This is a genomic window from Delftia sp. DLF01 (assembly GCF_014852125.1).
Lineage (GTDB): Bacteria > Pseudomonadota > Gammaproteobacteria > Burkholderiales > Burkholderiaceae_C > Comamonas > Comamonas acidovorans.
This window is the reverse complement of record NZ_JACVAZ010000001.1, coordinates 1,222,197-1,237,030: the sequence shown is the minus strand read 5'-3', so window position 1 is coordinate 1,237,030 and position 14,834 is coordinate 1,222,197. Positions and strand designations below refer to the sequence as shown.

General features: G+C 68.0%; 14 protein-coding genes. 3 read left to right on the top strand and 11 right to left on the bottom strand.

The annotated features are described in order from the left end of the window. Positions 1-48: 48 nt before the first annotated feature. The 4 genes from IB269_RS05360 to IB269_RS05345 form a co-directional block, all read right to left on the bottom strand. Complete coding sequence (locus IB269_RS05360) at positions 49-1,173, bottom strand: 4-oxalomesaconate tautomerase (RefSeq protein WP_192366576.1); 1,125 nt, start codon at positions 1,171-1,173, stop codon at positions 49-51. Between the two features lie 180 nt (positions 1,174-1,353). Continuing rightward, positions 1,354-1,872: a hypothetical protein gene (locus IB269_RS05355; protein WP_034395652.1), complete on the bottom strand. Its 519-nt coding sequence runs from the start codon at positions 1,870-1,872 to the stop codon at positions 1,354-1,356. Positions 1,873-2,056: 184 nt separating this feature from the next. Then, positions 2,057-3,076: a tripartite tricarboxylate transporter substrate binding protein gene (locus IB269_RS05350; protein ID WP_192366575.1), complete on the bottom strand. Its 1,020-nt coding sequence runs from the start codon at positions 3,074-3,076 to the stop codon at positions 2,057-2,059. Further along, on the bottom strand, positions 3,073-3,936 hold the full coding sequence (locus IB269_RS05345) for an amidohydrolase family protein (protein ID WP_192366574.1): 864 nt from the start codon (positions 3,934-3,936) through the stop codon (positions 3,073-3,075). The genes IB269_RS05350 and IB269_RS05345 overlap by 4 nt, the downstream gene beginning before the upstream one ends. A 122-nt stretch (positions 3,937-4,058) precedes the next feature. On the opposite strand from IB269_RS05345, the gene IB269_RS05340 reads away from it, so the two are divergent. Both IB269_RS05340 and IB269_RS05335 read left to right on the top strand, forming a co-directional pair. Then, positions 4,059-4,946: a LysR family transcriptional regulator gene (locus IB269_RS05340; protein WP_192366573.1), complete on the top strand. Its 888-nt coding sequence runs from the start codon at positions 4,059-4,061 to the stop codon at positions 4,944-4,946. A 150-nt stretch (positions 4,947-5,096) separates the two neighbouring features. Beyond that, positions 5,097-5,873 carry an SDR family oxidoreductase gene (locus IB269_RS05335; RefSeq protein ID WP_192366572.1) on the top strand — a complete coding sequence of 259 codons (777 nt, stop codon included), beginning with the start codon at positions 5,097-5,099 and terminating at the stop codon, positions 5,871-5,873. Between the two features lie 124 nt (positions 5,874-5,997). Here IB269_RS05335 and IB269_RS05330 read toward each other — a convergent pair whose 3' ends face one another. After that, complete coding sequence (locus IB269_RS05330; protein ID WP_225613962.1) at positions 5,998-6,441, bottom strand: phage late control D family protein; 444 nt, start codon at positions 6,439-6,441, stop codon at positions 5,998-6,000. A 654-nt stretch (positions 6,442-7,095) separates the two neighbouring features. Here IB269_RS05330 and IB269_RS05325 point away from each other — a divergent pair. Further along, positions 7,096-7,521: a Fur family transcriptional regulator gene (locus tag IB269_RS05325; protein WP_012206260.1), complete on the top strand. Its 426-nt coding sequence runs from the start codon at positions 7,096-7,098 to the stop codon at positions 7,519-7,521. A gap of 112 nt (positions 7,522-7,633) precedes the next feature. Here IB269_RS05325 and IB269_RS05320 read toward each other — a convergent pair whose 3' ends face one another. The 6 genes from IB269_RS05320 to IB269_RS05295 all read right to left on the bottom strand — a co-directional run bounded on the left by IB269_RS05320 (position 7,634) and on the right by IB269_RS05295 (position 14,709). Then, positions 7,634-8,998, bottom strand: a complete 1,365-nt coding sequence (locus tag IB269_RS05320) for a DUF3526 domain-containing protein (RefSeq protein ID WP_192366571.1) — start codon at positions 8,996-8,998, stop codon at positions 7,634-7,636. Further along, the gene (locus IB269_RS05315; RefSeq protein WP_192366570.1) at positions 8,995-10,422 is read right to left on the bottom strand and encodes an ABC transporter permease; all 1,428 of its coding nucleotides are present in this window, start codon (positions 10,420-10,422) and stop codon (positions 8,995-8,997) included. The genes IB269_RS05320 and IB269_RS05315 overlap by 4 nt, the downstream gene beginning before the upstream one ends. After that, the gene (locus tag IB269_RS05310) at positions 10,419-11,240 is read right to left on the bottom strand and encodes an ABC transporter ATP-binding protein (RefSeq protein ID WP_192366569.1); all 822 of its coding nucleotides are present in this window, start codon (positions 11,238-11,240) and stop codon (positions 10,419-10,421) included. Before IB269_RS05310 ends, IB269_RS05315 begins: the two co-directional genes overlap by 4 nt. 8 nt (positions 11,241-11,248) lie before the next feature. Next, on the bottom strand, positions 11,249-13,453 hold the full coding sequence (locus IB269_RS05305) for a TonB-dependent siderophore receptor (protein ID WP_192366568.1): 2,205 nt from the start codon (positions 13,451-13,453) through the stop codon (positions 11,249-11,251). Between the two features lie 117 nt (positions 13,454-13,570). Beyond that, positions 13,571-13,960: a DUF2946 family protein gene (locus IB269_RS05300; protein ID WP_043821265.1), complete on the bottom strand. Its 390-nt coding sequence runs from the start codon at positions 13,958-13,960 to the stop codon at positions 13,571-13,573. 134 nt (positions 13,961-14,094) lie between these two features. Continuing rightward, positions 14,095-14,709: a TetR/AcrR family transcriptional regulator gene (locus IB269_RS05295; protein ID WP_012206266.1), complete on the bottom strand. Its 615-nt coding sequence runs from the start codon at positions 14,707-14,709 to the stop codon at positions 14,095-14,097. Positions 14,710-14,834 lie beyond the last annotated feature (125 nt).

Sequence of the window (14,834 nt, the reverse complement as noted above, 5' to 3'; positions counted from 1 at the left end):
GACCCGCCCCTTGCACTGCAGGGGCCGGCAAGCCCCTGCGCTGTTTCTTCAGTCCTGCCTGCGGCCGTCCCAGACCGAGCGCGGCACCATGACCTCGCCGCGCATCAGCAGGCGCGCCGTGCGCAGCAAGGCGGCCTTGGTCACCACTTCGGGATGGGCCGGGTCGCTGTCCAGCGTCACGCTGAATTCGCCCGTGGGATGCTCCACCGACACCGTGAGCGGGCCCGCGCCCTGCGTGAGCTGCGCCACGCCGTCGCACACGGTGCCCGGCATCTTCACGGCCGTGCCGACGGTGACGGCTGCCAGCACGCCGATGGCGTCATGGCAGACGTGGGGGATGAAGCTGCGCGTGGTCAGCGCGCCGCCATGCTGGGGCGGCGCGATCAGCGTCATCTTGGGGTAGTTCTTGGCCGAGACATCGCCCAGGCCCATGGTCCGGGAGATCTGCAGGCGCAGCGCCTCGATGCGGCGCTTGAGATCGGTGTCGGCGTTGAGCTCGGCCACGGTCTCCAGGCCGGTGGCGCCCACGTCGGCGGCCTTGAAGATCACCAGCGGCATGCCGTTGTCTATGCAGGTGACGTCGAGCGTGAAGTCTTCGAAACACTCGCCCGTCACCGTGACCGTGTCCCGGGGCTTGCCCGTGGGCAGCAGGCCCGAGCAGACCGAGCCGGCCGTGTCCAGAAAGCTGATCTCGATGGGTGCCGAGCTGCCGGGCGCGCCATCGATGCGGGCCGAGCCTTCGTACTCCACCTGGCCGCCGGGCGTCTGCACGGTGATGTCGGCCGCCATGCCGGTGTTCAGCGTCAGCACCCGGAAGGTGCTGGTCTCGCCGCGCGAGGAGACCATGCCGGTCTCCAGCGCAAAGGGAACCACGCCGGCCAGCATGTTGCCGCAGTTGGGCGTGGTGTCCACCGTGTCCTTGTCGGGCTGCAGCTGGGCGAAGAGGAATTCGAGGTCGATGCCTTCCTTGTCGGAGAGGCTGACGATGCCGACCTTGCTGGTCAGCGGATGCGCGCCACCCACGCCGTCGATCTGCCGCTTGTCGGGCGAGCCCATGGCCGCGAGCAGCACGCGGTCACGCGTGGGCAGGTCGGAGGGAAGATCGGTGGCCCGGAAGAAAGGGCCCTTGGAAGTACCGCCCCGCATCAGCAGGCAGGGAATGGCCGTTTGCATGGCTGTCTCTATCAGTATGGGTATGACAGCTATTGTGAGCATGGCGCGGGCCAGGCACCACTGAGCAAGCCCGCTAGCAGCTATAGCAAACCGGCATAGCTCAGTGCCAGGCTTGCGCTGCGGGTTGCGGCGCCCGTGCGCCGCAACTGCTTGATACAACTTATTTTTGTGCGGTGCCGCTCAATCGCGGCCATGGCCTCGGCCGCGATCATGGCCATGCCCGGGGCCACGGTGATCATCACCACGCCCGCCATGGCGATCGTGGCGGTCGTCACGGTCCCAGCGGCGGTCATCGCGGCGGTGTTCCCATTCGCGGTGGCGGCGCTCCTCGCGCCAGCGCGGATCGGGACGCGGCGGCCCGGCATGCCAGTGCGGCGGCGGGTTGCGCAGGAAGTACACCGGGCGGCCGCAGGCGCCGTAGCGGGCGCAGTGCTTGCCCCAGTGCTTGGCGTGGCCCGGGGGCACCCACATGTAGACAGGCGGCGGAGCCATGGGGGCCGGCGCAATGATCACGGGGCGCTGGTACAGCAGCGCTGGCGGCGGCGCGTTGCCGATGTCCACGGTGCCGTAGACGCCCGGTGCCAGCTGGCCCGAGACCGAGCCGCTGATGTAGGTCTGCGCCTGGGCAGCAAGGGCCGAGCAGGCCAGCGCAAAGGCGGCTGCGGCGCGCAAGGTGGTTCGCAAGGTGAGCAGGGCCATGTTCTTTTGAAGTGGGTGAAACAGGAAAGGCCCCGTTTCTACCAAGCGCGCGGGGCCGCGTGGGCCGCTGCGCCTGAAAAGGTGTAAGAACCCGTTCAAGCCAGTGCCCGTTCCTGTTCAACGCGCCAGGGCTGCCTGCGGTGCACAGCAGACCGCAATGGTCCGCTTTCTGGCCTGCACGCGCTCAATCCAGCTTGAGCCGGGAATCCTTCACCACCTTCTGCCATTTGGCGATCTCGGCGCGGCGGAATGTCTCCAGTTCGGCTGGCGTGGAGCCTATGGGCTCGGCGCCTATGCCAGCGAGCCGCTCCACGATGGCGGGTTCGCGCAGCACCTTGGCCAGCACCGTGGACAGCCGGTTCACGATGGCGGGCGGCGTGCCGGCCGGCGCAAAGATGGCGTTCCATTCATAGGTCTCGTAGCCGGGCACGCCCGACTCGGCAATGGTCGGCAGCTCGGGCGCGGCCTTGGAGCGCTCCAGCCCGCCCACGGCCACCGCGCGCAGCTTGCCGGTCTTCACGTGCTGCCAGGCCGAGCCCATGCTGGCAAACATCAGCGGCACCTGGCCCGACATCACATCCATCATGGCCGGGCCGCCGCCCTTGTAGGCCACATGGTGCAGCTGCGTCCTGGCCAGCAGGTTGAACAGCTCGCCCGCCAGGTGCTGGGCCGAGCCCGGGCCTGCGGACGCAAAGTACAGATGCCCGCCCCCTTCGGAGCGGCCGGCCTGGATCAGGTCCTGCACGCTCTTGATGGGCGACGAAGGCGCAACCACCAGCACATTGGGCACGCGCAGCAGCAGCGAGACCGGCGCGAAGGCCTTGAGCGTGTCGAACTGCATGCGCGCGTGGATGGCGGGGTTCTGCGCGTGGTTGGAGGCATCGAGCATCAGCGTGTAGCCGTCGGGCTGGGCCTTGGCCACCTGGGCACCGCCGATCATGCCGCCTGCCCCGCCCCGGTTCTCGATCACCACGGGCTGGCCCAGCTCGGCAGACAGCCTGGGGCCGATCAGGCGCGCCACCACATCGACGGTGCCGCCCGGCGGATAGGTCACGACCAGGGTGACGGGGCGCTCGGGGTAGTTGGCCACTGCAACCGCTGCAACCGCTGCAGCCGCTGCGGCCGGCGCGGCCATGCCGGCAACAGCCGAAAGCAGGCCTGCGGCCGCCCACAGGCTGGCGGTGCGTCTGGACAGGGAATTCATGGTGTGTCTCCTTGGTTTGGCATGTCGTTTTGGAATCGGAACAGCTCGAAGGCGGTGCGGCCCAGCACGGCCTGCAGGGGGCCGGCATCGTCCAGCCAGTCCTGCAGCCAGCGCACGGCCGCCGGATAGCTGGCCTGGCCGGCGTGCTGCGTGTGCGGCCAGTCGCTGCCCCAGAGCAACCGCCCGGCCGTGAAGGCCTGCAGCAATTGCACGGTGGCCTGCCGGCCCGAGGCGGCGCAGTCGGCGGCCCACCAGGTGCGGTAGGGCGCGGACAGCTTGACCCACACACGGCCGCTGTCGGCCTGCTGCAGCAGATAGCCAAAGCCCGGGTCGCGCACGCCCAGGGCCGGGTCAGGACGCCCGAAGTGGTCAACCACCACGCGGCAGCCGGCCGCCAGCAAGGCGGGCAGCAGGTCCGGCAAGCGCCCGGCCTGCAGGTGCAGCTCCACATGCCAGCCCAGGGTGTTGGCCTGCTCCAGCACGCGGCGCCAACCGGGCGCATTCAGATCGGGCAAAGGCAGGCCGATCAGGTTCAGGCGCATGCCCACCACGCCGGCATCGGCCAGGGCCTGCAGTTGTTCATCGCCCGTGCTCTCATCCACCACGGCCACGCCGCGCAGGCGCTGCGGCTGGGCGCGCAGCGCCTGGAGCAGGTAGCTGTTGTCCGTGCCCAGAAAGCTGGGCTGCACCAGCACGCCATGGGCCAGGCCGTGCGTGTCCAGGTGGTGCAGATAGGTGCCCAGGGGCGCGTCCTCATCGGGCGCATAGCGGCGCGCATCCGGCATGGGCAGGCCACGCTCGAAGACATGGGCGTGGGTATCGACGCTGGACGCAATGGCGAACCGGGGCACGGCAGACACGGGAAGAACTCCTTGTGGGTTGCGCCACGCAAGGCGCGGCGCTGGGGGCATGGGGCCGGATTCTAGGAACGGGGGGTATATATTTCCATTCTTCAAAATGGATTTATTCATACCGGATCAATATGGAAACCCGGCATCTGCGCTACTTTCTCGCGGTGGTGGACCAGGGCAGCGTCAGCCGCGCAGCCGACTGGCTGGGCATTGCACAGCCGGCCCTGAGCCAGACCCTGGCCCGCATGGAAAAAGACCTGGGCGTGCAGCTGTTCCAGCGCTCACGCCAGGGCGCCCTGCCCACCCCGGCCGCCCTGGCCATGCTGGACGATGTGCGCACCAGCGTGGCCCGCATAGATGCCGCCGCCAGCCGCGCGCGCGAGATCGCCAGGGGCAGTGCGGGCCAGTTGACCGTGGGCCTAGTGTCCTCGGCGCTGTTCGGCACCCTGCCCCGCGCCCTGCGCGCGTTGCGGCAGCAGGCGCCCGGCGTGCGAGTCATCCTGCGCGAGATGAGCAATGCCGAGCAGGCCGAGGCCCTGCAGACCGGCGCCATCGATATCGGCCTCATGCACACGCCCGTGGCCGTGGGCGGGCGCATGCGCGAGCGCCAGCTGCTGCGCGAGCGCCTGGTGGCCGCCGTGCCCGATGAATTCCAGATCGGCGAGGACGGCCAGGTCAGCCTGGCCCAGATCGCCGAGGCCGGGCTGGTGATGTACCCGCAGGCGCAATTGCCCGTGCTGCATGCCGGCATCCTCGACGCGCTGCGCAAGGCCGGGCACGAGGCCCATGTGGCGCAGGAAGCCAACCGCACCCTCACCGTGCTGGCTTGCGTGGCCGGCGGCTGCGGCGTGGCCCTGCTGCCCAGCTGGATACGCTCCATGGACTTTCTCGGCGTGCGCTTTTGCGAGGTGCGTGACGGCCAGGCCCTGCCCAGCCTGGACCTCAGCGCCATCTGGCCCGCACGCTCCACGCCCACGCTGGCCGACCTGTTCGCGCACCTGGAGCTGGGCGAAGACTGAGCTCTCCCTAGCCCGCTGCGACCATGTGCAGCGCGGCACGGCCCGGCACCACCAAGGGCGGCCCGGCGCCCGTGCAAGAAGCGGGATGCGCGTCCGCCTGCGCGGCACTACAAACCGCTTTCCCTCATTCACGGAAAGAAAAGGTGCGAGATGCAGCCATCGCCACAGCAACTCCACGGAAAAGTCGCCCTCATCACGGGCGCCAGCTCAGGCATAGGCCGCGAAGCCGCCAGGCTGTTTGCCCGCCACGGCGCCAGGCTGGTCCTCACGGCCCGCCGCCAGGCGCAACTGCAGACGCTGGTGGCAGAGATCGAGCAGGACGGCGGCCAGGCCATCGCGCTGGCCGGCGACGTGCGGGACGAGCCGCTGGCACAGGCCCTGGTCGAGACCGCCACGGAGCGCTTTGGCGGCCTGGACATCGCCTTCAACAATGCCGGCATGACCGGCGATCCCTGCGCCCTCCCCGATCTCTCGCTGCAGGCCTGGCAGGACGCCATCGCCACCAACCTCACCAGTGCCTTTCTGGGCGCCAGGCACCAGATACCGGCCCTGCTGGCACGCGGCGGCGGCTCGCTGATCTTCACCTCCACCTTCGTGGGCCATACGGCGGGCCTGCCCGGCATGGGAGCCTATGCCGCCAGCAAGGCCGGCCTCGTCGGCCTCACCCAGGTCATCGCCGCCGAATACGGCCCCCGCGGCCTGCGCGCCAACGCCCTGCTGCCCGGGGGCACCGACACTCCCATGGGCCGCGCCAGCACCCCCACGCCCGAGGCGCGCGCCTTCGTCGAAAACCTGCACGCGCTCAAGCGCCTCGCCACGCCCGCAGAAATCGCGGCGGCGGCGCTGTTTCTGGCGTCGGACGCATCCAGCTTCATTACGGGGACGGCCATGGTGGTCGATGGTGGCGTGTCCATCAACCGGACTTGAACGAGATCCCTGGCCGGCATGCCCCGGGCCAGGGGCCGCAGCGCCTGGACCGCATCTGTCCCCGTCCTGGCCATGCCTGCCCGTGCAACTTCAGGGCCTCGCTGCAATGGCGGTCCGGCTTGATTTACTGCTCCAGCTGCCGGGCGTGGATGTTTTGCGGATCGCCTGCGCCGGCCTTTTCAGGAGGATAGAAAGGAATGGATTCATCCCCGGGCAATGCGCTGTGCGAGGCATGCTCGAAGAAGAAGTAGATGCCTTCGTGCAGCATCCACCGAGGGACAAGGTCGCAATCGCTTTCGTTGAATTGAACGCAGCAGTACCCGCTTCGTTTGCCACGCGTGAGTTTCTTTTGCAGGGGATAGCCATAGACGCCCAATACATGCTCGATGATGACGGGCACGGTTTGGTTCTGGAGGATGCGAACGTCGCTCCTGCGCTTGGCCAGCCACAGCCAGGGGCTCAGGCGGGCCTTGCAGGCGTAGCCGCGGTGGTTCTGACCCTGCATGCCCAGGCGGGTGACGATGCCGTCGATGAAGCGCCTGCCGCCGCCCTGGATTTGTATTTCCATGGTGGTGCTTTACCCAATAGGGCCTTGGCGAAGATGCTTTCGGTGAGCACTTCCCAATCGAGGCTGAAAGGCCGGCTGATCTTTTTCCGAGCGCGCAATTCGAGAAAATGCACTTCATGGCCCAATGGCCTGTGGATCGCGACTGGGAATTTCATTGCGCAAACCACCCTGGGCGCCAGTTCCGGGGCGGCGTCCTTTCCCCTTTCAAGGGAACGGATCATGGACAAACGAAGCGCATTGAGGCAATCTACCCGTATTGGCAATACACTGTCCATGTAAGTAATTGCATCTCACCTTGGGCCAGCACCGCCTCTTGCAGCCCTGACGGCAAGCACCCCACACACTCTCATTTCAAGCACTCTTCAATCAATAGATCAATTACATCCCATTACAGCATTGTTGACGGCTATGGCATTTAACCAGCGCATAAGGTCCATCGAATGCTCACCACATATACTCGCGAAAACTGGCAGGAATGGAGCATCTGGTGTCTGTCAAATGGAATTTCTTCCCCTTGGGGCAGAGATCCATTGCACACACTGCATCTCCATGCTTGTGGGACCCGCAGGTAAACACAGTGTAAATTTCAGCTGTGAGCGCTCGTGAGCACTGATTAATCGCGTCGAGATTGTTATAGTAAATAACGGAATCACCATGACTAGACACACTCAGCCCATCGTGGAGCGCTTGTTCAGGCCTATGGAACGCTCGACCCGTCAACGCAGCTCGATACGCACGGTCATGGAAGAGGCTGGACGCCCCTTGCTGCCGGCCGAGATCCTCGGCGCAGCGCAGCGCGAGGTGCCAGCCATCGGGCTGGCCACGGTGTACCGCAACATCAAGCAGCTGATGGAAGCGGGCGAAGTGCAGGCCGTGGACCTGCCCGGCGAGGCCACGCGCTACGAACTCAGCGGCCGCGCCCACCATCACCATTTCCGCTGCATGAGCTGCAACCGCGTGTTCAACGTGCCCGGCTGTCCGGGCGACATGCAGCGCATCGCCCCCGAAGGCTTTGTGGTGGAGCGCCATGAGATGACGCTGTACGGCGTCTGCAGCGACTGCCACCAGAACGTGCAATAACAGGGAGCCGTCCGCCTCAGGCTCAGCCTCGGGCCCACGGATCAGGAAGATGACAGCCATGGTGCAGGCCCTGCCTGAACCATGGCTGTTCCTTTTTCGCTCGCCCTTGGCCTCAGCGCCTGCCCGGCCGCACGCGGCCTGCGGCAACACCGCCGGCCAGCAAGGCCAGCGCAGCCACCAACCACAGCATTGCCGTCTGCCCCCAGGCCTGCCGCGCAGGCCGTGGGCTGGCCGTGAAGACGGGCTGGGCTGCAAAATCCTGCGCACCGAATGTGCGGTCCTCAAACAGATAGGGATAGAGGAAGGCGCGCAGGCGCGCGTGAAAGGCGGCGATGTCGTCCTGATAGGCCAGTTGCGCCAGCAGGTCGGTGCCGGCCTGGCGGTGCAGCGCAGCCTGCACGCCCACGCCGGGCAGCAGCCAGCCCAGGCGCCCGGTCCAGGCCTGGCGTGCCTGCAGGCCTGCGCGGTAGGCGGCGAACTGGGATGCGACACTTTCGTCGCCGAGCTGCTGGAAGGCGTAGTACCACTTCCAGTGAAAGCCTGCCGGCAGCGGTGCGGTGTCACGCCATTCGGGGTGGTTGCGGAAAAAGCGCTCCATGGTCTGCTCGCGCGGCAGGTCCCAGGCGCCATGCACGGTCTGGCGCTGGGCCAGCATCAGCTCCACGCCCTGGCTCACAGGGATGGCGCGCGACAGCGCGGCATTGGCCAGCGTGGGCAGCACCAGGGTCAGCACGGCCCAGCAGCCCATGAGGGCCATGGCATTGGCGACCGAGCTGCCGCCCAGCGCGGCAACCACCAGGCACAGGCCGCTCCAGAAAACCACATAGGCTGTGGCGGACAGCAGCACCGTGGCAAGGGCACCCGCCGCTGTCCCGCCGGCCAGTGCGCCTGCCAGGGCAGGCAGCGCCACGCAGGCCAGCACCAGCACGGAACGCAGTGCCGCGCGGCGCAGCCACAGCCGCCGCCCGGTGCCAGGCATGGCCTGCACCATGCCCAGGCGGCCCGATTCGCGCTCGCCCGAGACCAGATCGTAGAGCAGCGCGATCAGGAACAGCGGCACCAGGTAGACCAGCACAAAGGCGAAGTCGAAGCGGCCCGCCAGCGCCAGTTCCGGGTTGAAGCTTTCGCCTTCATGCAGCTGTGCCTGCAGCGCCAGCGCGCGCACACGCAGCACATAGGGCGCGGCATCGCGCAGGCCCAGGGCCAGAAAGGCCGTGGACGATGGCGCATCCCAGGTGGCGTGAAAACCGTAATAGGCCACCGAGCCTGCGTCGCCGAACTGGGCATGCCGGCTTGCCTGTGCCGCCATGTCCTGCTGCTGCAGTTGCGCAAGGCGGTCCAGGGTCAGGCGTTGCGAGGCGATCTCGCGCAGGCCCGACAGCACGGCCAGCGTGGACAGCAGCAACAGCAAGGCCAGGGCGCACAGCGCCAGGCGCGAGCGCGTCAGAAGACGCCATTCATGCAGGAGCCAGCTCATCGCGCCACCCTCCCCAGCCGTTGCGTGGCCAGCAGCAAGGCCACCGTCAATACAGCCAGCCATGCCAGCAGCACATAGGCGGCAGGCGCCGCGCGACGCAGGGCCGCCAGCGGTGGATCGGGCTCGTGGTGGAAATCGGAGACGCCGCGCCAGTGCTCGTGGCCGATGCGGTTGTCGCGGCTCGATCGGTCTCCCGCATAGCTGAGCTTGTCCACCTGCAGGCGGTTGAGGGCCTGCACCATGCGGTAGCGATGCTGCTCGGCCTGCTCCAGAAAGCGCCGGTAGCCTTGCAGGTCGGTCCCGGCCACGGCCATGGACAGGCGGCGCAGCGCGATCACGGGGCTGATCAGGGCAAATGCGTCAGCCCGGCGCAGTTGCTCGGCCTGCAGATCGAAGCTGGCCTCGGCATGGCGCCTGAAGAGTTCGCTGGTCAGCCGCTCGCCTTCCATGCCGACCAGGCCCTTGTAGTTGACGGGCAGGTCCTCGACGCGCGAGACACTGTACTGCGCCAGCACCCTGGCGCGGAAAGCGGCGAAATAGGGATCGTCGGGATTGTGGCTGTCGCCCAGCGCCGCCAGCTCGCGCGCGGTGGCGATGTCGGTCTCGAAGCGCGTGGGCAGCGCCAGGGCAGATCCCACCAGCTCCGGCACCAGACGGGGCAGCAGCACCACGGCGACGGCCCAGGCCGCCAGCAGGGCCAGCAAGGCATCGCGCCCGCGCCGCATGACGGCCGAGACAGCGACGATGCCCACCGCCCAGAGCATCAGCCACAGCACATGGCCTGCCGCCAGCGTGGCCACCAGGCTGATGGGCACCGGCGTGGCCACGGCCATCCAGGCCAGGGCCAGCAGGGCCGGCAGCAGCACCAGGGCCGCCACGCCCGCCAGCGCCAGCAGCTTGCCGGCCACGAACTGCCGCGTGCCCACGCCCTGGGCCAGCAGCACGCGCAGGGTGCCGGCCTCGCGCTCGCGCGCAATGCAGGCATGGCCCATGAAGATCAACAGCAGCGGCGCCAGCACCTGCAGCACAAAGGCCGGCGTGAGCTGGCCGAACCGCAGCAGCAGAGAGGACTGGCGCACATCGCCGAAGTTGGCGCTGTTTTGGCGGTGGCCCTCCAGAAACAGCGTGTGGCCGGTGTAGGCGTCGATGCCCGCATCGAAGGCCGCCAGCGGATTGAGCGGGCGGAACACGAAATGGCCGTAATGCACCATGCGGTGCGGATGGCGGTCGGGCTGGGCTTCGAACTCGCTGTCCACCTGGGACTGGTGGCGCTCGCGCTGGGCCTGGGCCGCGCTGCGCTGGTCCCAGGCGGTGAAGGCGGCAGCGGCGCTGAGCAGCAGCCACAGGGCCATCCCCAGCACGGCCACGCGGTCGCGCAGCAGCAGGCGCCATTCCTCGCGCGCAATGGTCCAGGCCGCGCTCATGCCGCCGCTCCCTGCGTGTCGGCTTCAATGTGCGTTTGCATGTGCGTGTCCGTGCCCGTGTCCGTGCCCACCCCTGCATAGTGGCGGTGCAGTGCGCGCACATCGAAGCGCTCCTCGCCGCTGGCCGCCACTTCCTCGACCAGGCGCCCGCCTGCGATGAAGCCCATGCGGTCGGCCACGTCGGCGGCGCCCAGCAGGTCGTGCGTGACCATGAGAATGGCCACGCCCTGCCCGCGCAACTGCATGAGCAGCCGGCTGAACTCGGCCGTGGCCTGCGGGTCCAGGCCCGAGGTGGGTTCGTCCAGCAGCAGTGCCGGCACCCTGCGCGCCAGCGCCAGCGCAATCGCCACTTTCTGGCGCATGCCCTTGGAAAAGCCGGAGACGCGCCGGTCGTGCGCGGCGGCGTCCAGCCCTGCGGCAGACAGCGCCTGGCCGATGGCGCCGGCCGCAGCCGGCTGACCCGCCAGCTCCAGCAGATAGGCCACGTTCTCGCGCGCACTCAGGTGCTCGTACAGCGCCACGTTCTCGGGGATATAGGCGATCAGGGCACGCGCCTGCGCAGGCGCCGTCACCGGGTCCACGCCCTGCACGCGCACCTGTCCGCTGCGCGGCCGCACAAAGCCCAGCAGCAGGCTCAGCGTGGTGGTCTTGCCCGCGCCATTGGCGCCCAGCAGCGCATAGATCTCGCCCGCGTGCACGGCCAGGTCCAGGCCCTGGAGGATGGTGCGCTCGCCGTAGTCCACCACGGCGCCCAGCGCTTGGAGCACGGGCGTAGGGGCAGAAGTGGGGTTGGAAGAAACAGGAAGGGATGGATGCATGGCGGGGCTCAGAACTTTGCTTGAAGGCCTACGGTGACGGTGCGGGCCGTGCCCGGCGTCACCCACAGCCGGCTGTACGAGCTGGTGTAGTAGGTCTTGTCAAAGAGGTTGTCCACGTCCAGCGTCAGGCGCAGCGTGGGGCTGATGCGCCAGTAGGCAACCAGCTTGGCCGTGGTGTAGCTGGGCAGCTCGAAGGCGGCCTTGCCGGCATCGGCCTCGGCCTGCGTGCGGGCCTGGCCCAGGCGCTTGCCCATGTGGGTGACGCCGCCGCCGATGCCGTAGCGCTGGCCGTTGGAGAAGGCGTTCTCGTAGACCGCCAGCACGCTGCCGTTGACCTTGGGCACGTTGAGCAGGCGCCCGCCCACCTCCAGCGTGTTGTCGCGGGAGATCTCCACATCGTTGAGCACCAGGCTCGCATTCAGGCGCCAGCGCTGCGTGACCTGGCCGGCGAAGTCGAATTCCAGGCCCCGGCTGCGGATCTCGCCGGCCGAGACCGAATAGCCGGCGTTGCCCGGGTCGGCCGTCAGCACATTGCGCTTGCGGATGTCGAACAGCGCGGCCGTGGCACCCATGCGCTGGTCGGCGCTTTCCCACTTGGCGCCCAGCTCCATGGAACGACCGGATTCGGGGCTGAAGCCCGCACCGGCCACATCGATGCCCACGTTGGGCCGGAACGAGCGGCCCGCGTTGGCATAGAAGGTCCATTGCGGCAGCGGCAGCCAGCTCAGGCCCAGGCGCGGCGAGGTCGAGGTCGGGTCCTGCTGCGTGGTCGCCCCCGTGCGGCGGTTGTGCAGCGACTGGTCGTAGCGGTCCATGCGCAGGCCGGCCACCACGCGCCATTGGGGCGAGAGCTTGATGGCGTCCTGCAGGTAGAACGCCGTGTTGCGCTGCCGCTCGAAGGTGTCGGTATTGGCCGTGGGCACAGGGCGCGCGCCGCCGTAGATGGGGTTGTAGATGTTGATGGCGTAGGGATTGGCCGCCGTCGGGTTGGCGCGCAGCATCAGCGTGTCCATCTCGAAACGAAAGCTCTCCAGGCCCAGCAGCAGCTCGTGTTCGACGGTGCCCGTTTTCACCGTGCCCTGCAGCTCGGCCTGCACGGCGATATCGTCGGACTGGTAGTCGCGGAAACGCCGCTGGCGCGTGAGGTCGCCATTGGCCAGCAGCGCGTGGGGTTCGGTGGAAAAGCCGTTGATCGAGGTTTCGCGATAGGACAGGCCCAGGCGGCTGCGCCACTGCGCGTTCCACTCGTGCGAGAGGATGAACTGGTGGGTGCGGTTTTCCACCGTCACATCGCCGTCGCCCGGCTCGCCCAGGAAGCGGCTGCGCGAGATGGCGCCCAGCCGGTCGCCCACGGCCACCACGCCGCGGTCCAGCGGCGTCTTGTGGCGCAGCAGCTCGCCCGAGTATTCCAGCACCGTATCGCGCCCCAGCTTCCAGGTGAAGGCCGGCGCGATCACCTGGCGGCTGGCGCCCACGAAATCGCGGAAGCTGTCGCGGTCCTCCACGGCGATGTTGAGCCGGTAGGCAAAGTTCTCGCCCACCGGTCCCGTGGTGTCCAGCGCGCCACGCCGCAGGCCGTAGCTGCCTGCATAGGCTTCCACGGAATGCGAAGGCGTCCACAGCGGGCGCTTGGAGACCACGTTCAGCGTGCCGCCCGGCTCGCTGCTGCCGTAGAGCGCAGCGGCCGTGCCCTTGAGGAACTCGATGCGCTCCACGCCGGCCAGGTCACGCGGCGCATTGAAGCCGCGCCCCGAGGAAAAACCGTTGAACAGGGTGGCCATGCCCACGTTCTGGTCGCCGGGCAGGCCGCGGATGACGATGTTGTCCCACAGCCCGCCAAAGTTGTTCTGGCGCGAGACGCCGCCCACGTAGTCCAGCACGTCGTCAAGCTTGGTGGCGCCCAGGTCGTCCATGGCCTGGCGCGTGATCACGCGCACCGACTGCGGCAGCTCGCGCAGCGGCAGGTCGGTCTTGGCGCCTGCCGCCTCGTCGGTGTGATAGGCGCCCGAGGCCGTTCGGCCCACGACTTCCACGGCAGGCAGCAGGGTCTGCTCCTGCGGGGAAGCGGAGGCAGCGGGGGCGGGGCCGGGGCCGGAGGACGGATCCTGGCCTTGGGCCAGCGCAGGCATGGACAGGAAGGCGGCAGCGCTCAGGGCAAGCGGCAGCGGGCGAAGGCGGGGAAGCGGCTTCGCGGGGAAGAAGAAGGCAGTCATGTTGAAAACGGGCACAGGCGCATGCCGCCGGCATCCACAGCCGGCGCGCGCAAACACGGACATGCCGCCGGCACCAACGGGTGCTGGCGGCAGAGAAGGAGAAAAGTGCTTGCGGGTTCAGCGCGGCGGGTCGCGCGATGCAAAGGCCCAGCGGTTCTGCGAGGGGATGGCGCCGCCCACGGTGCGCGGCGGCACCCTCTCAGGCGGCGCGGCCACGGCCAGCGGCAGGCCGAAGTGCGGCAGCCAGGCCGCCGCATGCGGTGCATGGCCCATGCACCATGCGCAAACGGCTTCGGCGGCTTCGACGACTTCAGCCTTTTCGCCAGCCTGGCCGCGTTGGCCGGCCTGGCCGGTCAGCGCATCATCTTCGCAGCCGTTGAGGCCTACAAAAGCCTGTGCAGGCCCGGCCACCGCCTGCCGGATATGCGTTGCGCCGTGCAGGGGCATGCCAATGGCCGTGTTGAAGAACACGGCCAGCAATAGCAGGCGCAAAACAAGCAGACGCATAAGACGGCGATCTTACTATTGACAGTTAAATATCATTAACAACCCGCCGCCATTTTCTGCACAGGGCCGGGACAGCAGCGCGGGAATATGCCACCGGCATGTGACAGGCCGATTGGCGATTTTCAGCCTTGCGCCTATTTATCTGCCGGCCCCACGCCCCGGAAGAACATGTCGCAGATCTGGTCCGCCACCTTCTCCAGCGAGCCCTTGCGGGGGTTGAACCAGGACTGTATGGAGTTGATGCTGCCCAGGATCATGATGCGCGCCAGGTGGATGTCGGCGTCGGCCCGCAGGCGGCCTTCGGCACGCAGGTCTTCCAGCAGGCCGCTCCAGAATTTCTGGTGGCGCTCGCGGCGCTTGATCTGGCGCTCGCGCACCTTGTCGGGCAGCTGGCCCAGCAGCCGACCGTGGGCCAGGGCGAAGTCGCCATGCTTTACCAGCCCCGCCATCTGGCCCAGCACGGCTGCGCGAAAGCGCTGCTCGGCCGTGGCGTCGGCACCCAGGGCGGCAAGGCGCTCCTGCTGTTGGCTGATGATGCGGTTGCCGCCCTGCTCCATGACCTCGTCCACCAGTTCCTCCTTGGAGGCGAAGTGGTAGTAGATGCTGGCGGCCTCGATCCCGGACTGCTCGGCAATGTTGCGCATGGTGGTGGCAGAGTAGCCCTGCTCACCGAAGGTACGGGCGGCCAGCTTGAGAAGGGTCTCGCGGGTCTCGTTGCCGTCGTGGGCGCTGGTCTGCCTTCTTGCCATGTCTGCCAGGTGGTGGATCGTTGTAGTGCGGCGATCCTAACAGGCTGTTGGTAGCGCGCCAATCAAGCGTTCGGTGCCGCCCGCCCGCCGACTGCCGCATGGCCGGGCCGCGAAATCCGATTCAA